The following is a 19,118-nucleotide window of genomic DNA, read 5'->3' as shown; positions in this document are numbered from 1 at the left end:
CTCCGAGCCATGCGATAATGGCCCGTTATCCTGACGACGGTCCTGGCCGCCGCCCACCTCATGTCCTCTGATTCGATGCGGAACATCCGCAATTTCTCCATCATCGCCCACGTCGACCACGGCAAATCGACCCTGGCCGATCGCATCATCCAGCTCTGTGGCGGCCTGCAGGCGCGCGAGATGGAAGCGCAGGTGCTCGACTCCAACCCGATCGAGCGCGAGCGCGGCATCACCATCAAGGCCCAGTCGGTGTCCTTGCCATACACGGCCAAGGACGGGCAGGTCTACCAGCTGAACTTCATCGACACCCCCGGCCACGTCGACTTCTCCTATGAAGTCAGCCGTTCGCTGGCCGCCTGCGAGGGCGCGCTGCTGGTGGTCGACGCCGCGCAGGGCGTGGAAGCGCAGTCGGTGGCCAACTGCTACACCGCGGTGGAGCAGGGCCTGGAAGTGGTGCCGGTGCTCAACAAGATCGACCTGCCCACCGCCGATATCGCCCGCGCCAAGGCCGAGATCGAGGCGGTGATCGGCATCGACGCCGAGGACGCGGTGGCGGTCAGCGCCAAGACCGGGTTCAACGTGGACCTGGTGCTGGAAGCGATCGTGCACCGCATTCCGCCGCCCAAGCCGCGCGACACCGACAAGCTGCAGGCGCTGATCATCGACTCGTGGTTCGACAACTACCTGGGCGTGGTCTCGCTGGTGCGGGTGATGCAGGGCGAGATCAAGCCGGGCAGCAAGATCCTGGTGATGTCCACCGGCCGCACCCACCTGGTCGACAAGGTCGGCGTGTTCACCCCCAAGCGCAAGGAGCTGGCCGCGCTGGGCGCCGGCGAAGTGGGCTGGATCAACGCCTCGATCAAGGACGTGCACGGCGCGCCGGTCGGCGACACCCTGACCCTGGCCGCCGACCCGGCGCCGCATGCGCTGCCCGGTTTCCAGGAAATGCAGCCGCGCGTGTTCGCCGGCCTGTTCCCGGTCGATGCCGAGGACTATCCTGACCTGCGCGAGGCGCTGGACAAGCTGCGCCTCAACGACGCGGCGCTGCGCTTCGAGCCGGAGAGCTCCGAGGCGATGGGCTTCGGCTTCCGCTGCGGCTTCCTCGGCATGCTGCACATGGAGATCGTGCAGGAACGGCTGGAGCGCGAGTACGACCTCAACCTGATCTCGACCGCGCCGACCGTGGTCTACGAGGTGCTCAAGACCGACGGCAGCGTGATCCCGATGGACAACCCGTCCAAGCTGCCGCCGCTGAACAACGTGGAGGAGATCCGCGAGCCGATCATCCGCGCCAACATCCTCACTCCGCCGGACTACGTCGGCAACATCATCACCCTGTGCGAGGAAAAGCGCGGCAGCCAGATCGGCATCAACTACCTGGGCAGCCAGGTGCAGATCAGCTACGAACTGCCGATGGCCGAGGTGGTGCTGGATTTCTTCGACAAGCTCAAGTCGGTGTCGCGCGGCTACGCCTCGCTGGACTACCACTTCCTGCGCTTCGACGCCGGCCCGTTCGTGCGCGTGGACACCCTGATCAACGGCGACAAGGTCGATGCGCTGTCGATCATCGTGCACCGCAGCCACGCCGACCGGCGCGGCCGCGAGCTGTGCGAAAAGATGAAGGACCTGATCCCGCGGCAGATGTTCGACGTGGCGATCCAGGCCGCGGTCGGCTCGCAGATCATCTCGCGCAGCACGGTCAAGGCGATGCGCAAGAACGTGCTGGCCAAATGCTATGGTGGCGACGTGTCGCGCAAGAAGAAACTTCTGGAAAAACAGAAGGAAGGCAAGAAGCGCATGAAGCAGGTCGGCCGCGTGGAGATCCCGCAGGAAGCCTTCCTGGCTGTGCTGCAGATGGATAAGTAGCTGGGAATGGTGAGTAGGGAATCGGGAATGGGAAGAGCGGCGCTCTTGCCTTTCCGATTCCCCGTTCCCGATTCCCGATTCCCATTCCGAAGGAATACGAATGAAATGGTTTGAAATCGCGCTGGTGGTCCTGACCCTCGCCACCGGCATCGTCTGGTTGCTGGACAAGCTGTTCTTCGCCAGGCGCCGCGCGGCGCGCGCCTGGCTGCTGGATACCGAGCCGGTGCTGGTCGATTATTCGCGGGCGTTCTTCCCGGTGCTGGCGGTGGTGCTGATCCTGCGCAGCTTCATCGCCGAGCCGTACAAGATCCCGTCCAGCTCGATGATGCCGAACCTGCTGGTCGGCGATTTCATCCTGGTCAACAAGTTCGCCTACGGCTTCCGCCTGCCGATCACCAACCAGAAGGTGATCCCGACCAGCGAGCCCAAGCGCGGCGACGTGGTGGTGTTCAAGCCGCCGCACAAGCCGGACGAGAACTGGATCAAGCGCGTCATCGGCCTGCCCGGCGACCGCATCGGCTTCCACGGCGATACCCTGTACATCAACGGCACGCCGATGAAGTACCAGGTGCGCGGCGAGTACGTGGGCAAGGGCAAGGGCGCGGAGATGACCGGCGCCACGCTGCTCACCGAATACCTGCCGGGCCGCACCCACACCGAACTGGAATGGCTGGAGCGCAACAATCCGGCCGGCCAGGGCGATTGGGTGGTGCCGCCGGGCCAGTATTTCGTGATGGGCGACAATCGCGACAATAGCGAGGACAGCCGCTTCTGGACCCAGACCCACTTCCTGCCCGAGGAGAATCTGCGCGGCAAGGCGTTCCTGGTGTGGCTCAATTGCGAAGGGTGGTTCTGCAGCGGCAGTTTCGATCCCTCACGGATCGGGACCGGCATCCAGTGATTTCTGGCGTAAGGGGAAGCGCGATGAAGCACAAGCAAAGTGGCATGACGTTGACGTCGTTCGTGATCGTGCTGGCGGTGGTCGGTTTCTTCGCTTACATCGGCATGAAGCTGTTCCCGATGTACATGGAGTACTACGCGGTGCGCTCGGCGATGAAGGGCCTGGCTGCCGAAAACGGCAGCGCCGACATGGATCCGGCGCAGGCGAAGATGCTGCTGTTCCGCCGCCTGGACATCAGCTACTCGGACAACGTGAAGCCGGACGACGTCAAGTTCGACCGCATGGATTCGGGCTGGAAGATGCACGTGGCCTACGAGGTGCGCAAGCCGCTCATCGCCAACCTGGACGTGGTCGGCAAGTTCGACATCACCCAGGACCTGACGACGCGCGGTGGCGAGTAAAACGATCCTGCGCGGCGACCGCATCGGTCACCGCTTCGCCGACCCGCAGCTGCTGGCGCAGGCGCTGACGCATCGCAGCGCCGGCGCGCCGCACAACGAGCGGCTGGAATTCCTCGGCGACAGCATCGTCAACCAGCTGATCGCCGAGGCGCTGTACCGGCGCTGGCCCAAGGCCGACGAAGGCGCGCTGACCCGCGCCCGCGCCGAACTGGTGCGCGAGGCCTCGCTGGCCACCATCGGCCGCCAGCTGGAGCTGGGCGAGCGGTTGACGCTGGGGCCGGGCGAGATGAAGTCCGGCGGGCATCGCCGCGATTCGATCCTGGCCGACGCGGTCGAGGCGGTGGTCGCGGCGATCTATCTGGACGCCGGGTTCGAGGCCTGCCGTGCGGTGATCCTGCCCTGGTTCGAGACGGCGCTGGCGGCACTGCCGGTGGGCAAGCCGGAGAAGGACGCCAAGACCCGCCTGCAGGAATGGCTGCAGGCCCGGCAGCGGGCGCTGCCGGCCTACGAACTGATCAGCGAAACCGGCGACGAACACGCCAAGCTATTCCGGGTACGCTGCGTACTCGCCGAGCCTGCCCTCATGACCGAGGGCGAGGGCACCTCGCGACGGCTGGCCGAACAACAGGCCGCCGCCGCCGCCATCGAGCAACTGGATTCCAGCAAGTGAACGAGCAAGCGTCCCCTTACCGCAGCGGCAGCGTGGCCGTGATCGGCCGCCCCAACGTGGGCAAGTCCACCCTGACCAACGCCCTGGTGGGCGCCAAGGTCAGCATCGTGTCCAACCGGCCGCAGACCACCCGGCACCGCTTGCTGGGCATCGCCAGCTTCCCGGAAGGGCAGTTGGTGCTGGTCGACACCCCCGGATTGCACCGCGAGCAGAAGCGCGCCATGAACCGGGTCATGAACCGTGCCGCGCGCGGTTCGCTGGAAGGCGTGGACGCCGGCCTGCTGGTGATCGAGGCCGGGCGCTGGGACGAGGAGGACACGCTGGCGTTCAACGTGCTCAGCGATTCCGGCATCCCGGTGGTGCTGGTGGTGAACAAGGTCGACCGGCTCAAGGACAAGACCGCGCTGCTGCCGTTCCTGCAGCAGGTCAGCGACGGCCGCAGCTTCGCCGCGGTGCATCCGATCTCCGCGCTCAAGCGCAAGGGCCTGGAAGCGCTGGTGCGCGACCTGCTGGCGCTGGTGCCGGAGGCCCCGCCGATGTTCGGCGAGGACGAGATCACCGACCGCAGCCAGCGCTTCCTGGCCGGTGAACTGGTCCGCGAGCAGCTGATGCGCCAACTCGGCGAAGAGTTGCCGTACGCGACCACGGTGGAGATCGAGCGCTTCGCCGAGGACGGCGCGTTGCTGCGCATCGGCGCGGTGATCTGGGTCGAGCGCGAGGGCCAGAAGGCGATCGTGATCGGCAAGGGCGGCACCCGCCTGAAGGACATCGGCGCCAAGGCCCGGCAGCAGATGGAGCGCCTGTTCGGGGCCAAGGTGTTCCTGGAGACCTGGGTGCGCGTGCGCGAGGGCTGGTCGGACGACGAGGCGGCGCTGAAGGCGTTCGGGTACGGGGAGTAGTAAAGCCGGGACTCGGGACTCGGGACTCGGGACTCGGGACTCGGGATTTTCGCAAGTTCACCGCATTTCCGCTTTTCTGTGGGAGGGGCTTCAGCCCCGACGCCTTACCGGTAACGCGTCGGGGCTGAAGCCGCTCCCACAAAAAACGGCTGAGCCGGAAATACAGCTGCCGCTTCTCTTCGGAGCAGGGCGCTTTTTCATCAAATCGCTTGACAGCGATTTGCCGCCGGACAGCATCCTGGAGTCCCGAGTCCCGAGTCCCGAGTCCCGAGTCCCGAGTCCCGACCGTGATAGAACATGAACCCGGCTTCGTCCTGCACGCGCGTCCCTGGCGCGAGACCAGCCTGCTGGTCGAGGTGCTGAGCGCGCAGTACGGCCGGCTGGGCGTGCTGGCGCGGGGCGTGCAGGGGCCGAAGAAGCAGCCGCTGCGCGCCGCGTTGCAGCCGCTGCAGTCGATCCGCTTCAGCGCGCAGCGCCGCGGCGAGCTGGCCCAGCTGCGTGCGGCTGAGGCGGTGGATACGGCGCCGCGGCTGAGCGGGGACGGCATGCTCGCCGGGTTCTACATCAACGAACTGACCCTGCGCCTGGCGCCGCGCGACGATCCTGCGCCGGACCTGTACCTGGCCTACGCACGGGTGCGCGCGCGGCTGGGCGCGGAGGCGCCGCTGGCGTGGACGCTGCGCTGCTTCGAGCGCGACCTGCTGGACGCGCTGGGCGTGGGCTTCGACCTGCGCCACGACGGCGACGGCGAGCCGATCGACCCGGCCGCACGCTACGTGCTGGACGCCGAGCACGGCCCGCGCCGCCTGCTCAGCGACCGCGGCCACGACCAGCGCAGCGGCATGGCCACCGGCCGCGCGCTGCTGGCGCTGGCCGCCGACGAGATGCCGGTGGCCGAAGACCTGCCCGGCCTGCGCCGCGGCATGCGCGTGGTGCTGCTGCACCACCTCGGCGGGCGCGGCCTGAAGTCGTGGGAAATGCTGGAGGATCTGGCGCGGGCGGGCCGGTTTGCGTCGGGACTCGGGACTCGGGACTCGGGACTCGGAACAGCAGGGCCGGGACTTGGGACTCGGGACTCGGGACTCGGAACAGCAGAGCCGGGACCGGGGACCGGGGACCAGGGACCCGGAACGGCGTAGTCCGTGGACGGCGGCATCCGGGAATAAGCGGATGGAACTCCGCGCGGCGCTCGCGTTTTTTGCCGCGACTCCGGCGCTGGATGGCGCATGGCAACGACATGCCATGCTTTTCCGAGTCCCGAGTCCCGAGTCCCGAGTCCCGGCCTCAATGCAGCAACGCGGCCACCGCCTCGCTGAACTGGCTGCGCGCCTGCGACGAGGCCGGGTCGCCCTGCAGCTGGCGTACCGCGCGCGCCAGCCGCGCGGCGCCGACGAAGCCGCAGCTGGCCTGCAGCCGGTGCAGGTGGTTGCGCACCGCCTGCTCGTCGCTGAGCTGCAGCGCCGAGGCGACCGCGTCGCGGGTGCCGGGCAACTCGGCCAGGAACAGTTCGCGCAGCGCGATCAGGTGCGAGCGCTCGCCGTTGAGCGCGACCAGGGCGGTGGTCTCGTCCCAGTCCACCGCCGCCTCCACCGCGCCCGGCGCGGTGCCGACGCTGCCACGCGCCAGCAACCGGCGCACCGCCTGCAGCAGGCGTTCGGGACTGAGCGGTTTCAGCAGCACTTCGGCGAAACCGGCGCCGAGCAGGTGCTCGCGGACCGCGCCGCTGGCGTCGGCGGTATGCGCCAGCGCCAGGGTGCCGGGGCGCTGCCGCTGCAGGCGCTGCAGCAGGTCGGCGCCGCTGCCGTCGGGCAGGTTGGCGTCGATCAGCCACAGGTCGTGTTCCTGCGCCTGCGCACTGGCCAGCGCGGAAGCGACGGTGTCGGCCAGATCGACCTGCGCGGGCAGGGATTCCAGCGTCACTTGCAAAAACGTGCGACTGATCGGGTCGTCCTCGACCAGCAAAAGTCGCGTCACAGGGTCCTGGGTCGATGCCATCCTTATGCCTCCATGCGGCCTGGGCGCATCTTAGCGGCTGCGACGATGCGTCGCATCACTTTGCGCCGCCGCCGCCGCGTCCGCAAGCCGGTGCCCCGGGCCCGCCGCCGGGGGGGCGCTGGCCGGATCGGCGCAGGCCAGGGCAACCCGAAGCGCCGCGTCCGGGCACCGATAGGGCGGCGTCGGCGCCCGCGCACCGCAGGGCCGCTCCCCGCGCATCGGCAGGCCCTGGCGCATCTGCGACAATGGCCGCCCTTTTTCGCCCGCAGCCTGCCGCCACGTGGCCCGATCCAGAAAACGCCTAGACCGCACCCCGTTCCAGACCGATATCGTCGACCTCAGCCACGACGGCCGCGGCGTCGCCCGCCCCGAGGGCGAGGGCGGCAAGGTCGCCTTCGTCGCCGGCGCGCTGCCGGGCGAGACGGTGCTCGCCGAGCCCACCGCGCGTAACCGTCATTTCGACGAAGCGCGCACCCTGCAGGTGCTGCAGGCCTCGCCGCAGCGGGTCGAACCGCGCTGCCCGCATTTCGGGGTCTGCGCCGGCTGCGTGCTGCAGCACCTGGCCGAGGACCAGCAGATCCTGGCCAAGCAGCGGGTGCTGACCGAGAACCTGGAGCGGATCGGCCACGTGACCCCGCAGACGGTGCTGCCGGCGCTGTCCGGCGAACCCTGGGGCTACCGGCGCAAGGGCCGCTTCTCGGTGCGCCGGGTGGAGAAGAAGGACAAGACCCTGGTCGGCTTCCGCGAGCAGGACCCGCGCTTCGTCGCCGACCTGTCGGTGTGCCACACGGTGATCCCGCAGATCGGCTTCAAGGTGAGCGCGCTGGCCGCGCTGGTCGAGAGCCTGGACGGCAAGCGCGACATCCCGCAGATCGAGTTCATCGTCGGCGACGACGCGGTGGCGCTGACCTTCCGCCACATGCAGCCGCTCAGCGCGCACGACCAGGACGCGCTGGTGGCCTTCGCCCAGGCCCACGACTTCGCCATCTTCCTGCAGCCCGGCGGCGTGGACAGCGTGCATCCGCTGCACCCGCAGCAGGTGCCGCTGTCGTTCCGGCTGCCGCAATGGGACGTGGAGCTGGCGTTCCGGCCGCTGGACTTCATCCAGGTCAACGCCTCGCTCAACCAGAAGATGATCGCGCTGGCGCTGACCCTGCTCGACGCGCAGCCCGGCGACCGCGTGCTCGACCTGTTCTGCGGGCTGGGCAACTTCACCCTGCCGCTGGCGCGCACGGTGCGCGAGGTGGTGGGCGTGGAGGGCGATGCGGGGCTGGTGGCGCGCGCGCGCGACAACGCACAGCGCAACGGCCTGGACAACGCGCAGTTCTTCGCCGCCGACCTGACCCAGGACCAGCGCCAGGCGCCGTGGATGCGCCAGGGCTTCGACAAGCTGCTGCTCGACCCGCCGCGCTCCGGCGCGATCGAGGTGCTGCGGCAGCTGCCGCTGGAGACGTTCCAGCGCATCGTCTACGTCAGCTGCCACCCCGGCTCGCTGGCGCGCGACGCCGGCTACCTGGTCAACGAGCAGGGCTTCGTGCTGAAGGCCGCCGGCGCGATGGACATGTTTCCGCATACGGCGCATGTGGAGAGCATTGCGGTGTTCGAGAAGCCGGGAGTCGGGAATGGGGAATAGGGAGTGGTAACAGCGGCGTCCGCGCGCTGGCTTATGCTTTTCCCATTCTCCTTTCCCGATTCCCCATTCCCATGGCCATCGAAATCGAACGCAAATTCCTCGTCACCGGCGACGGCTGGCGCGCCGCGGCGCATCGGGTGATCCCGATGGCGCAGGGCTACATCAACGACCAGGCGGCGATGGACAGCGGCGCGCAGAAGGCCTCGGTGCGGGTCCGTATCCAGGACCAGGAGGCGTTCCTCAACCTCAAGTCGCGCGAGCTGGGGCACACCCGCCAGGAGTTCGAGTATCCGCTGCCGCTGGACGACGCGCGCGCGCTGCTGGCGCTGTGCGTGGGCGGGCTGATCGACAAGCGCCGGCACCTGGTGCAGCACCAGGGCCATCTGTGGGAAGTGGACGAGTTCCTCGGCGACAACGCCGGGCTGGTGGTCGCCGAGATCGAGCTGGAGAGCGCCGATGAGGCCTTCGCCAAGCCCGACTGGATCGGCGCCGAAGTCACCGACGATGCGCGCTATTACAACCTGGCGCTGGCTTCGCATCCATTCCGTGAGTGGCCGGAAAGCCGGGATTAGAGATTGGGAATTCGCAAAAGCGGGTCAAGCGCGGCGATCGGGCTTATGCTTTTGCCACTCCCCATTCTCCATTCTCCATTCCCCTCTCATGCGCATCGATATCTGGTCCGACGTGGTCTGCCCCTGGTGCTGGATCGGCAAGCGCCGGTTGCAGCAAGGCATTGCGGCGCTCGGCGCGGATGCGCCGGCGCTGGAGATCCATTGGCATCCGTACCTGCTCGATCCCGATGCCGGCATCGAGCCGGTGCCGTTGCGCAAGGCGTATGAACCCAAGTTCGGCGGCGCCGCGCGCACCGAGCAGATCCTGGCGCAGACCCAGGCCACCGCGCGTGCCGAGGGGCTGCCGTTCGACTTCGAACGCGGCCAGGTGCGGGTGACCACGCTGCCGGCGCACCGGCTGCTGTGGCTGGCGGCGCGCGAAGGCGATGCCGAGGCGGTGGCCGAGGCGCTGTTCCACGCGCATTTCGCCGAAGGGCGCAACCTGGCCGAGACCGGCACGCTGCTCGCCGCCGGCGCCGCCGGCGGGCTGCCCGCGGCGCGGGTGCAGGCGCTGCTGGACGGCGACGAGGGCCTGGCCGAGATCCAGGCGCAGCTGCAGCAGGCGCAGGCGATGGGCATCCGCGCAGTGCCGACCTACGTCGTCGACGGCCGCCACGCGATCCAGGGAGCGCAGCCGCCGGAGGTGTTCGCCGCGACCCTGCGCGGTCTGCTGCCGCCGGCGCCGGCCGCGGCGCAGGACTGCGGCCCCGACGGTTGCGCGGTGTAGGCCGGTCACACGCCGGCAACGCGGCGCACGCGCGATCGACGTCGACGGGCGGCGTTCGAAAAGCTGGGAATGAGTGTCTGGGATTTGTAGAAGCGCGTCAGTGCTTGAGAATCAGCCTACTGTGTCCTTAGATTTTCGGAATTTGTCTAAACTTTGAAGTGTGTTCTAAAATTCAAATGCTTTTCTAAAAAGAGTTGAGATAGTCCTTTATTGGGCCAAGTGCCATTTGTTTTCGCCTAATATCAAGATTCTCGGGGTCCTCGACAGGGCGAAGATGTGTTTTTCCATCGACCGTTTGGACTTGGGTGCCATAGCGCTGGGGTTTACCACTAGCCAGGCGGACACGATCAAAAAGCATAGCGTATTGCTGTTTAGAGAGCTGCCGCTGTTCCATTAGAGGTTTCGCCAACTCAAGGGCGAGTCGCTGGAAATCGAGATCGTCGTCCGCATGCTGAACGAGCAGAAAAGCAGTGGAGACACCGTCTCTCCCAACCATTGAAATGGTAGGGAAGCCAACCTCTTTAAAGATCGACTTAATCAGCGGAAGGTTCTTCCCATCTACCTCGGCAACGCGCTTCTTGGCGGCCGCGATCTCTTTCTTGCTGACTGTTTGAGAAATAGATTGGCGCGCTGCTTGATCATCAGCAATCATGTGTCCCAGGCTCTCCCTTATATCTGGCCGGGAATATGCTTGGACCTGCTTGGATAGTCTAAGTTCAGCGTAAGGTTGGGGGATCGGATGACCTGAATCCACCCGATTCTGTGCGTCTTCAATTTCCTGATCGAGGGGTGCAAGGCCGTAAAAATCTCGAAAGAATCTACTTTTTCCATAGCGTGTCATCGCGGGCACTGGCTCCACTTTACCTGCGACAATGCCCAGAAGGGTGCCATAGATCTGACCATCTCCATGCTGTTGATAAATTAGGTCAGATAGGCGTGCATAGGCCGCTGGATCAACATCTATATCAACCTGCTGATCCATTAGCTCAAGCATGTAGTTCTGAAAAGAAAATTCTCCAGAGGCGCGCAGAAGCAACTGGCCAGCGACATCGATGCCTTCTCTACCTGTGGTCTCGCTGGTCGGCCAGCCTTTCGACACCAGGAGGGCCTTGAATCGTTCCAGTTGTTCCTCAGTAAGCGGTGCACCAGTTTCTTGATTCAGTTCCGTCAACAGTAACAAGTATGCATGGTCTTTCTGGGTGCCACTCGCTACGGCGATGTCATAAGCTGGACCCGCGTCTTCAGCGCTCGCTGTAGGGGCTGTGCTGATGACACCAGCAAGAAAAATCGCATGCATGACGCGTCGAATCAGTGTGCTTGCGGACAATTGGTGCATTGCGGTTCCTATGATGTACTATTTTTGTTACGTGGCAGGTAGAAATCAAGCGCTCGCCAATACCATGGCTTTTCCGCAACGCGCTTCATACCCTTTACCTGGACTGGTAGTTGCCGAGATCGAACTGAACTCCGCCGATGAGGCCTCCGCAAAGCCAAAATGGTTGGAAGCCGAGGTTGCAGATGACGCACGTTACTACAACTTAGCGGCTCCCTCGCGTCCGTTCGCTGGGTAAGCAAGAAGCGATTGTTCAAATTTTTTGCTAAGTTACTACTCACATCAAATTCATCAAATTCATGCTCCTGTTACTCTGTTATTTTCCTCAGCCATTAAGTTGTAATCAGTTAGGCTGTTGTAGTCATTAGGTAGCCCCCCGCCAAGCAAGGCCGCTACACTAGCCACAATCCGGTTGCCTCCCCAATATTCGACGAAAAGAAAAGCGCCGCCTGGGTTTAAATCAAGAAAAAAAATGTTTCCATCTTTGTCTACGCAAAAGTCGCTGCTCGCCATTTGCAGGCCAAAAAAGTTAATGAGCTTTAACATTTCTTCTCTTAACCTTGGAGGTACGTCGAATGAGGAGTATTCGAGAGTTTCATCGGTTTGGTAGAATCGAAAATCAATGCATTCAGCATTGGGATTTTTTATACTGCATGCAAATACTTCTTTGCCAACAGCAACCACGCGAAGTTCCAATTTTTTATCAATTAGCTCTTGGTAGATCACAGGGCACGAAAGTAGCTCTTCATCACTTATGTTTTGGAGCTGCGCGTTAGTTATGACATTCGTATAGGTCATAAGCCTGCTGCCGTCATCTTGCTTCCAAGTGTAAACGTCTAGTGGCTTAACTGCTACAGCACCGTGCTTCGCGACGAAATTTCTGATCTTTGAGGCATCGGAGCTAATGAGAGTATTAGGAAAGCGAATCCCTAGTTGATGACACGCGTAAAGTTGCTTGATTTTTAGTTCGCCGCTAATGCAAGCTGGTTTGTCATTAAGCCATTTAATGCCGTTGTTTGATAGGCAGTCAAGCACGTTATCTATGTACCTCTTGTTCTCCCCTGAGATGTAATCTTTGTCTGCAGCATCCGTGGCAATAGAAAAATTTCGTGGCCAGAACACGCGCCTGAGCCAGGCGCTATCGAAATTTTCTTGTAAGTTGATCTGGACAGCCAATGGTAAATCGTTACTCACTTCAACACTATATCCTGCGGTTTGTATGACTTTGGAAGTGTCCCAGAAGATTACCTCATGCCCTCTTTCCCTTAACGACCAAGCAACCACCTTGGCGTGTGTATCATCTTCTTCGGAGGAAACTATAAGTACTTTAGATGCCATGGTGATATCTACTTGTTATCGGTGCATGCAGCTGCCGATCGGATTTTGATAAGCGAAGCGTGCACCACTATCGTGGTGCACGCTTGCGTAGTTAAGGCGTTTCGATAATTGTATCGAGCCCGCTGGGTGTCTTAGAGTTGCCCTTGTATGTTTCTTCAGTTGCCGTTCCACCAGACCCGGCAGCCGGGGTGCGCACTATTGTTCCAGCTCCGCTTACTTGGCTCAACTCATCTGCAGAAATGCAGCGAGCTAACGTCTTGGCGATAGGAGTGATGGTGTCTTTGCTCATTTCTTTCTCCTTATATGGGGGATTTAATTGCTTTCGATCTTGTCTTGAGATACATACTTCCCATTCTTGTCGTACGAATTTTCCGTGGTCACTGCTCCAGGTAGTTTGACTACGGTGCCGGCGCCACTAACTTTCGTTAGTTCATCGGCCGTTACCAGACGGGAAAGAGACTTCAGCACGGGCTTCACGGTGTTATTTTCCATTTTTTTTGCCTTTGTCGGTTTTTGGTTGGCGTCTACCTAACGCCACGTGGCAACTGCAGCAGGGCCCTTGCTTCAGTTGCTACGTGATGCTATTGACACGTGCAGCGATAAATCAAACACTCGATCAGCTTGGTCGATCGTCTCTTTTCGATGGGCAATAGTTATTCTCGTTATATTTAGCTCCTTGATGGTTTTGTTGATTAGTGCTTCGTTTGCAGCATCCAAGTGACTTGATGCTTCGTCTAAAACCAGGACTTGTGGCTTTCTGTATAGCGCGCGAGCTAAAAGTAAACGCTGCTTCTGGCCTCCTGATAGCGTAGAACCCATGTCTCCAACCAGGGTTTCATAGCCCATCGGCATTATATTTATCTCGTTATGGATTGCGGCTAAGCGAGCTGCTTCCTCAATTGCATCTTTGTCTGCGTCGCTGTCAAAGAATGCGATATTGTCAGCGATACTCCCTGAAAAGAGATTGTCATCTTGCATCACTGCGGCAATTGTTCCAGGGGAGCTCGCTAGGCTGCTGGAATTTCCGAATTTTATCGTGCCTTGAGTTGGTGTTAGGAGCCCAAGAATCAATTTGGCTAGCGTGGACTTTCCGCATCCACTAGGGCCTACAATAGCAAGCGATTCGCCTTTCATTATTTCCATGGACAAATTATTTATCACCCAGGGCTCGTCGTCTGAGTACCTGTGGCTAACATTCTCAATATAGATGCTTTCGTTGCTTCCTTTTTCTTTTTTATTGGTTAAGATTGGGGGCTTTTCAGGACTTTCGAGAGCAATGTCTGATATCCGCAATAGATGAAGTTTTAGCATTTTAAACTCAATTAACTTGTCTACTAAAGTGCTAGTTTTTGATGAAAACTGATCGGCGTAGGCAACAAAGGCAACTAACATGCCGGCGCTGAGTTCTCCTCTGCTTACCATATAAGCGCAAGCCGCGATCAAAACGACGCGTTGCAACCCAAATATTCCTTGGTTCGCAGTGTTGAAGCCTAGTTCAATTCTTTGTGCAGATAGTTGCCTTTTGGCGGCCTCCATCGTTGAATTGCTTAGGCGCGATTTCCGCTCCGCTTGCTTTTGGGATATTTTAATGGCTTGGATGCCGCGTACCGATTCCATAAGTTCTGTCTGTTGTCGTGCCGCGTAAACGACACTCTCTTCATTGGCTGACCATAAGCTCTTAAACATAAGTGCACGAAGTAGTGAATAAATACAGGCCATCGCAACGACAAAGCAAGTTAGAATGGGGCTATAGGAAATTAATAATAGTAACGCCAATATTCCTGTCAATCCATCAAGGATTGCCGAAAGAAAAGATCCTGTGAGTGTTGATTGAATTGAGTATATTGATGAAAATCGCGATAAGATATCGCCCAAGTGCCGCTTTTCAAAAAATTCTAATGGAAGCTTTAATAGATGGCCGAACATATTGGTAACCCACTGGGAGTTAATGTTGGCTCCCAGCCAGCTTATTATCCAAGCTCGAGCAATCGAAAGTAGCGAGTGTGTAATTACGATTAAGGTAAAGGAGATGCTTATTATCAGTAAGATACTCGTGTCATTTGATGCGCTGAACTGATCAATAGTTAACTGCAACTGTAATGGAATGGCTAAAGCTAGCGCCTCTATTCCAAGGGCTAAGATTATTATTTGAGTGACAGCTCTTTTTAGCCCGTGAATTTTTCCTGTAAGTGCCTTCAAGGAGATGTGGCGAATTTCTGTCTGAGGGGCGAAGTCCGTCGAGGGCTCTAATTCAAGTAATACCCCTGTAAAATGGTCGCTGGCCTCTCTGTAGGAAATCTTTCGGACTCCGCGAGCAGGGTCATAGATGACGATTTTGTTTTTTTTTGTGGCGGCTATAACTACGAAGTGATTTAGATCCCAATGTGCTATACACGGTAATTTCGCAAACGATAGATATTCCAGTTCGGCTTTCAATGGTCTGCATTCAAATGATAGTTCATTTGCGATATCAATCATTCTAGCTAAAGTTATTCCTTTTAAGGAAGAGCTGAAGCGTCTGCGTAGACTTGGAAGATCGATGTTGTGCCCATGAAATTTTGAAATCATTGTGAGGCATGCTAGAGCACATTCCGCGCCTTCGGACTGCATCACAAGTTCTACTCGGCGCTTCTGACTCCAATGAATAAAGCCCGATCCGTCAGCCATTTTTGAGCCTCTCCGTTAACGTGGGCTGATCGTTCTGTGCCTTAGAATTATTTGGTTTAAATAGATCGCGTATTTTTTGTTTGCCTACAACTATGTCAGCTTTTAAAGACATGCCTGGCTTTAGTCTGATTTCATCTTTTGCTAGCGAAACTGATTGATCGCTTAATTCAACCAAGATGCGAAAGCGTGCACCTTTGATTTCTTGGCCTAGATATTTGATAAGTTTTGACTGTGGTACAGGACTAAGAGAAATGCTTTTTACGTGTCCCAATTGAAGTCCATATGTTTGCTTTGGAAAAGCGGCGTATTCAATAGATACGGTGGAACCTTGTCTTATTAATCCCGCGGATATATCAGGAATCCACAGCTCTGCTTCAAGTGGGGAAGCATCTGCAACGAGTGTCATTAGGGAAAAGTCTGTATTTACAACTTGTCCTGCTTTTGCCATGATATTATTTATTCTTCCTGGCTTGCTCGCCCGAATAACAATCGATGAGTTTTCGGCATTTTCTAGGCGAGCTTGTTCGACGTCTGCCATTTGAAGATCAAGTAATAATAATTTTTCTCGGAGTGTGGCCGGTAGTTGCTCCATCTCTGATTTGCTCCGCATTATTTCTTCTGATATGCGGAACCTCTGCTGGCTAAGGCTGGCTAAGGTTGCCTTGTGTTGCATCGCGGTATCGTATTGCTGGCCGATTTGATATCCGCTGATAATTCCTTGGGCGTCTTTTTGCCACTTCTTATAAAGCTCCATAGCTGCTTGAGCTCGGTTAGCTTGAATTGATAGTTGTTCTTCTATATCTTTCTTTTGGTTGGCTAGTAGATTTATGGTATTTATCAGCTCTTGGCTCTTTAATGCAAAAGTGCGCTTTTGCTCTTTTTGAGCCTCGTCTAGTCTTTCTAATTTCCTAATTAGCTGTGCCGCGGTAGCCTTTTTCGTATCTCCAAGGCTAACGCTTTCTTGGTTTTCCGTTAATTCGAAAAGCGGAGCGCCTGGTTTGACCAAGTCACCTTCGTGGACAAAAATTTGGCTGATCAAACCATTTTTTGGTGGGAGTATATCTAGCTGTCCATCGGTTGGGACTAAAATCCCTTCGGCTGTCTCTGTCTTTGTGTACGACCCAAAGAAAAAAATGAGCGCTAGCGTAATTAGAGAAGAAGCCGCGATATACGCTGCTAACCAGCCCATTTTCGGAGGAGGTATTCGAATCCCTCCGAGATTGTCATTTTTTTTGGCTTGAAATACTTCATCTCTAAAAAGAGACATTGCTCATCCTTGAACTTGGATTGGTATTTTGTTTCACCGTTTGATAGCAATTTTGTTCATGGAAGTCAAGGGTGTGTGAAGAATTTTGTTTATCGGAGAGTTAGGTGCTGGTGCCGCGGTTCACTTTTATGCCGGCTATACCTTCGTATGTACGTTCGATCGCTACTGCGGTCAGGGATTTTTACTCTGAACTCGCAATAGCTATCTGCGGTTGTCGAAAGCGGCCGTTCTTTGATCCGGCTTAGGCAACGCAAGCGCTTCAACGCAATCGCTTCAAGGCCTCGCTATCGGTGAACAATGCTCATCCGAGCCGGCAGTGATAGATCGCACTTCTTCCGCGGTCAGAGTTCGGCTGATGATGCGAACTCCGGTTGTATGCCTTAATCCCCCAATCCCGAATGCCAACCTCATGCGCCTCGATATCCGGTCCGACGTGGTCTGCCCCTGGTGCTGGATCGGCAAGCGCCGGTTGCAGCAAGGCATCGCGGCGCTCGGCGCGGATGCGCCGGCGCTGGAGATCCACTGGCATCCGTACCTGCTCGATCCCGATGCCGGCACCGAGCCGGTGCCGCTGCGCAAGGCGTATGAAGCCAAGTTTGGCGGCGCCGCGCGCACCGAGCAGATCCTGGCGCAGACCCAGGCCACCGCGCGCGCCGAGGGGCTGCCGTTCGACTTCGACCGCGGCCAGGTGCGGGTGACCACGTTGCCGGCGCACCGGCTGCTGTGGCTGGCGGCGCGCGAAGGCGATGCCGAGGCGGTGGCCGAGGCGCTGTTCCACGCGCATTTCGCCGAGGGCCGCAACCTGGCCGAGACCAGTACGCTGCTCGCCGCCGGCGCCGCCGGCGGGCTGCCCGCGGCGCGGGTGCAGGCGCTGCTGGACGGCGACGAGGGCCTGGCCGAGATCCAGGCGCAGCTGCAGCAGGCGCAGGCGATGGGCATCCGCGCAGTGCCGACCTACGTCGTCGACGGCCGCCACGCGATCCAGGGAGCGCAGCCGCCGGAAGTGTTCGCCGCGACCCTGCGCGGCCTGCTGCCGCCGGCGCCGGATGCGGCGCAGGACTGCGGCTCCGACGGTTGCGCGGTGTAGGCCGGTCACACGAGCGCAACGTGGCGCAGCCACGGCGCGCCATCGGCACGCGCCGGCACCGCACGGCACCGCACGGCACTTGCGGCCTGTCGCCGGCGCCGGCATCTGCGACAATGCCGCCCAGGCGCGCTGACCAGCGCTGGCAGGAGAATCCCCGCATGCTCGCGATCGGCGTCGCCGCTACCGAACTCACCGCCCAGGAACGCGACTGGCTGCAGCACGATGCCGTCGCCGGCGTGGTCCTGTTCAAGCGCAACTTCGCCTCCAGGGCGCAGCTCGCGGAGCTGACCGCGGCGATCCGCGCCGCGGCGCCGCGGCCGCAGCTGATCTGCGTGGACCAGGAAGGCGGCCGCGTACAGCGCTTCCGCGAGGGCTACAGCGCGTTGCCGCCGCTGCACGGTTTCGGCGCGCTGTATGCGCGCGACCGCGACGCGGCGCTGGCGCTGGCCGAGCAGCATGCCTGGCTGATGGCCAGCGAGGTCCGCGCCAGCGGCGTGGACCTGAGTTTCGCCCCGGTGGTGGACCTGGCGCGCGGCAACCGCGCGATCGGCGACCGCGCCTTCAGCGACGATCCGCAGGTGGTGGCCGCGTTCACCGGCGCCTACGTGCGCGGCATGCACAGCGTCGGCATGGCCGCCACCCTCAAGCACTTTCCCGGCCACGGCACGGTGCTGGAAGACACCCACGTCGACAACGCCGTCGATCCGCGCCCGCTGCAGGAACTGCGCGAGCAGGACCTGCTGCCGTTCGCCGCCGGCATCGCCGCCGGCGCCGACGCGGTGATGATGGCGCACGTGGTCTACCCGCAGGTCGCGCCGGAACCGGCCGGCTATTCGCCGCGCTGGATCCAGCAGATCCTGCGCCAGGACCTGGGCTTCCGCGGCGTGGTGTTCTCCGACGACATCGGCATGGCCGCCTCGTTCGCCGCCGGCGGCGTCGCCGCGCGCGTGTCGGCGCACCTGGACGCCGGCTGCGACGTGGTCCTGGTCTGCCATCCCGAACTGGTCGAAGACTCGCTGCAGGCCGTGCGCGACCGCCCGCTCAATACCGCCGCGCTGCTCGGCCTGATCGGCCGCGGCGCCCTCGGCTGGGACGGCCTGCTCGCCGATGCCCGCTACGGCCACACCCAATCCCACCTGCTCGCAACCTTCGGAAAAACCGCCTGATGTCCACTCTCACCATCGCCCAGGCCCTGGCCCAGGCCGACCTGCTGGTCGATCGTCCGCACCTCGACCAGGCCATCGCGCGCATGGCCGACGCCATCGCCGCCGACTACCGCGGCGAGATCCCGGTCTACCTGACCATCATGCACGGCGCGCTGCCGTTCGCCGGGCAACTGGCGCTGGAACTGGGCGCGCGCGGCCAGGACCTGCAGCTGGATTACCTGCACGCCACCCGCTACCGCGGCGAGACCGTCGGCGGCGAGCTGGTGTGGAAGCACCGCCCGGCCACCGCGCTGTACGGGCGCCGCGTGCTGCTGCTCGACGACATCCTCGACGAAGGCCTGACCCTGCTGGCGGTGCGCCAATGGTGCCTGGAGCAGGGCGCCACCGACGTGCGCATCGCGGCGATGACGGTCAAGCGCCACGACCGCCGCGTGGACGGCGTCGACGCCGACTACGTGGGCGTGGAAGTCCCCGACCGCTACGTGTTCGGCTTCGGCATGGACGTCAACGAAGGCCTGCGCAACCTGCCGGCGATCTACGCGATGAAGGAATGAGGC

General features: G+C 60.8%; 18 protein-coding genes and 1 pseudogene. 13 read left to right on the top strand and 6 right to left on the bottom strand.

Features of this window, described 5'->3' with window-relative positions:
• The first annotated feature begins 75 nt into the window (after positions 1–75).
• The 6 genes from lepA (at position 76) to recO (ending at position 5,876) form a co-directional block, all read left to right on the top strand.
• Entirely contained in the window at positions 76–1,866 is a 1,791-nt protein-coding gene (gene lepA / locus NRY95_15170; GenBank protein ID UYC18599.1) for a translation elongation factor 4, read from the top strand.
• Between the two features lie 100 nt (positions 1,867–1,966).
• Positions 1,967–2,767, top strand: coding sequence for a signal peptidase I (gene lepB / locus NRY95_15165; GenBank protein UYC15062.1), 801 nt, complete (start codon positions 1,967–1,969; stop codon positions 2,765–2,767).
• Positions 2,768–2,790: 23 nt separating this feature from the next.
• A complete protein-coding gene (locus NRY95_15160) occupies positions 2,791–3,168 on the top strand; it encodes a DUF4845 domain-containing protein (GenBank protein UYC15061.1) in 378 nt (125 codons plus the stop codon).
• Complete coding sequence (rnc, locus tag NRY95_15155) at positions 3,158–3,838, top strand: ribonuclease III (GenBank protein ID UYC15060.1); 681 nt, start codon at positions 3,158–3,160, stop codon at positions 3,836–3,838. Before NRY95_15160 ends, rnc begins: the two co-directional genes overlap by 11 nt.
• On the top strand, positions 3,835–4,737 hold the full coding sequence (gene era, locus NRY95_15150; protein ID UYC15059.1) for a GTPase Era: 903 nt from the start codon (positions 3,835–3,837) through the stop codon (positions 4,735–4,737). Before rnc ends, era begins: the two co-directional genes overlap by 4 nt.
• A 287-nt stretch (positions 4,738–5,024) precedes the next feature.
• Positions 5,025–5,876 carry a DNA repair protein RecO gene (recO, locus tag NRY95_15145; protein UYC15058.1) on the top strand — a complete coding sequence of 284 codons (852 nt, stop codon included), beginning with the start codon at positions 5,025–5,027 and terminating at the stop codon, positions 5,874–5,876.
• Between the two features lie 145 nt (positions 5,877–6,021).
• On the opposite strand, the gene NRY95_15140 is transcribed toward recO, so the two are convergent.
• Positions 6,022–6,732 (bottom strand): response regulator, encoded by a 711-nt coding sequence (locus NRY95_15140; protein UYC15057.1) that lies wholly within the window; start codon positions 6,730–6,732, stop codon positions 6,022–6,024.
• 280 nt (positions 6,733–7,012) lie between these two features.
• On the opposite strand from NRY95_15140, the gene rlmD reads away from it, so the two are divergent.
• The 3 genes from rlmD to NRY95_15125 all read left to right on the top strand — a co-directional run bounded on the left by rlmD (position 7,013) and on the right by NRY95_15125 (position 9,703).
• Positions 7,013–8,365 (top strand): 23S rRNA (uracil(1939)-C(5))-methyltransferase RlmD, encoded by a 1,353-nt coding sequence (rlmD, locus tag NRY95_15135; protein UYC15056.1) that lies wholly within the window; start codon positions 7,013–7,015, stop codon positions 8,363–8,365.
• 71 nt (positions 8,366–8,436) lie between these two features.
• The gene (locus NRY95_15130; protein UYC15055.1) at positions 8,437–8,937 is read left to right on the top strand and encodes a CYTH domain-containing protein; all 501 of its coding nucleotides are present in this window, start codon (positions 8,437–8,439) and stop codon (positions 8,935–8,937) included.
• 88 nt (positions 8,938–9,025) lie between these two features.
• A complete protein-coding gene (locus NRY95_15125; protein ID UYC15054.1) occupies positions 9,026–9,703 on the top strand; it encodes a DsbA family oxidoreductase in 678 nt (225 codons plus the stop codon).
• Positions 9,704–9,887: 184 nt separating this feature from the next.
• On the opposite strand, the gene NRY95_15120 is transcribed toward NRY95_15125, so the two are convergent.
• Positions 9,888–11,039, bottom strand: a complete 1,152-nt coding sequence (locus NRY95_15120) for a hypothetical protein (GenBank protein UYC18678.1) — start codon at positions 11,037–11,039, stop codon at positions 9,888–9,890.
• A 100-nt stretch (positions 11,040–11,139) separates the two neighbouring features.
• Here NRY95_15120 and NRY95_15115 point away from each other — a divergent pair.
• A pseudogene (locus NRY95_15115) lies at positions 11,140–11,274 on the top strand (CYTH domain protein).
• Positions 11,275–11,333: 59 nt separating this feature from the next.
• Here NRY95_15115 and NRY95_15110 read toward each other — a convergent pair.
• The 4 genes from NRY95_15110 to NRY95_15095 form a co-directional block, all read right to left on the bottom strand.
• Positions 11,334–12,374 (bottom strand): hypothetical protein, encoded by a 1,041-nt coding sequence (locus tag NRY95_15110; protein UYC15053.1) that lies wholly within the window; start codon positions 12,372–12,374, stop codon positions 11,334–11,336.
• Between the two features lie 91 nt (positions 12,375–12,465).
• A complete protein-coding gene (locus tag NRY95_15105) occupies positions 12,466–12,663 on the bottom strand; it encodes a hypothetical protein (GenBank protein UYC15052.1) in 198 nt (65 codons plus the stop codon).
• Between the two features lie 275 nt (positions 12,664–12,938).
• Complete coding sequence (locus NRY95_15100; GenBank protein ID UYC15051.1) at positions 12,939–15,041, bottom strand: peptidase domain-containing ABC transporter; 2,103 nt, start codon at positions 15,039–15,041, stop codon at positions 12,939–12,941.
• A complete protein-coding gene (locus NRY95_15095; GenBank protein ID UYC15050.1) occupies positions 15,034–16,308 on the bottom strand; it encodes an efflux RND transporter periplasmic adaptor subunit in 1,275 nt (424 codons plus the stop codon). The genes NRY95_15100 and NRY95_15095 overlap by 8 nt, the downstream gene beginning before the upstream one ends.
• 409 nt (positions 16,309–16,717) lie before the next feature.
• On the opposite strand from NRY95_15095, the gene NRY95_15090 reads away from it, so the two are divergent.
• The 3 genes from NRY95_15090 (at position 16,718) to NRY95_15080 (ending at position 19,115) form a co-directional block, all read left to right on the top strand.
• Positions 16,718–17,395: a DsbA family oxidoreductase gene (locus NRY95_15090; protein ID UYC15049.1), complete on the top strand. Its 678-nt coding sequence runs from the start codon at positions 16,718–16,720 to the stop codon at positions 17,393–17,395.
• A gap of 158 nt (positions 17,396–17,553) precedes the next feature.
• Complete coding sequence (gene nagZ / locus NRY95_15085) at positions 17,554–18,561, top strand: beta-N-acetylhexosaminidase (GenBank protein ID UYC15048.1); 1,008 nt, start codon at positions 17,554–17,556, stop codon at positions 18,559–18,561.
• Positions 18,561–19,115 (top strand): hypoxanthine-guanine phosphoribosyltransferase, encoded by a 555-nt coding sequence (locus NRY95_15080; GenBank protein UYC15047.1) that lies wholly within the window; start codon positions 18,561–18,563, stop codon positions 19,113–19,115. Before nagZ ends, NRY95_15080 begins: the two co-directional genes overlap by 1 nt.
• Positions 19,116–19,118 lie beyond the last annotated feature (3 nt).

It is taken from the genome of Xanthomonas campestris pv. phormiicola, from assembly GCA_025666215.1.
GTDB lineage: Bacteria > Pseudomonadota > Gammaproteobacteria > Xanthomonadales > Xanthomonadaceae > Xanthomonas_A > Xanthomonas_A campestris_A.
This window is presented reverse-complemented; position numbering and strand designations above follow the sequence as displayed.

What these genes read in the sequence shown, in the direction of transcription:
- lepA (UYC18599.1), top strand. Translation starts at nt 76, where the DNA reads ATGCGGAACATCCGCAATTTCTCCATCATCGCCCACGTCGACCACGGC.
- NRY95_15130 (UYC15055.1), top strand. Translation starts at nt 8,437, where the DNA reads ATGGCCATCGAAATCGAACGCAAATTCCTCGTCACCGGCGACGGCTGG.
- NRY95_15095 (UYC15050.1), bottom strand. Translation starts at nt 16,308, where the DNA reads ATGTCTCTTTTTAGAGATGAAGTATTTCAAGCCAAAAAAAATGACAAT.
- NRY95_15120 (UYC18678.1), bottom strand. Translation starts at nt 11,039, where the DNA reads ATGCACCAATTGTCCGCAAGCACACTGATTCGACGCGTCATGCATGCG.
- nagZ (UYC15048.1), top strand. Translation starts at nt 17,554, where the DNA reads ATGCTCGCGATCGGCGTCGCCGCTACCGAACTCACCGCCCAGGAACGC.
- NRY95_15080 (UYC15047.1), top strand. Translation starts at nt 18,561, where the DNA reads ATGTCCACTCTCACCATCGCCCAGGCCCTGGCCCAGGCCGACCTGCTG.
- NRY95_15140 (UYC15057.1), bottom strand. Translation starts at nt 6,732, where the DNA reads ATGGCATCGACCCAGGACCCTGTGACGCGACTTTTGCTGGTCGAGGAC.
- NRY95_15090 (UYC15049.1), top strand. Translation starts at nt 16,718, where the DNA reads ATGCGCCTCGATATCCGGTCCGACGTGGTCTGCCCCTGGTGCTGGATC.
- NRY95_15100 (UYC15051.1), bottom strand. Translation starts at nt 15,041, where the DNA reads ATGGCTGACGGATCGGGCTTTATTCATTGGAGTCAGAAGCGCCGAGTA.
- lepB (UYC15062.1), top strand. Translation starts at nt 1,967, where the DNA reads ATGAAATGGTTTGAAATCGCGCTGGTGGTCCTGACCCTCGCCACCGGC.
- NRY95_15160 (UYC15061.1), top strand. Translation starts at nt 2,791, where the DNA reads ATGAAGCACAAGCAAAGTGGCATGACGTTGACGTCGTTCGTGATCGTG.
- NRY95_15125 (UYC15054.1), top strand. Translation starts at nt 9,026, where the DNA reads ATGCGCATCGATATCTGGTCCGACGTGGTCTGCCCCTGGTGCTGGATC.
- NRY95_15110 (UYC15053.1), bottom strand. Translation starts at nt 12,374, where the DNA reads ATGGCATCTAAAGTACTTATAGTTTCCTCCGAAGAAGATGATACACAC.
- NRY95_15105 (UYC15052.1), bottom strand. Translation starts at nt 12,663, where the DNA reads ATGAGCAAAGACACCATCACTCCTATCGCCAAGACGTTAGCTCGCTGC.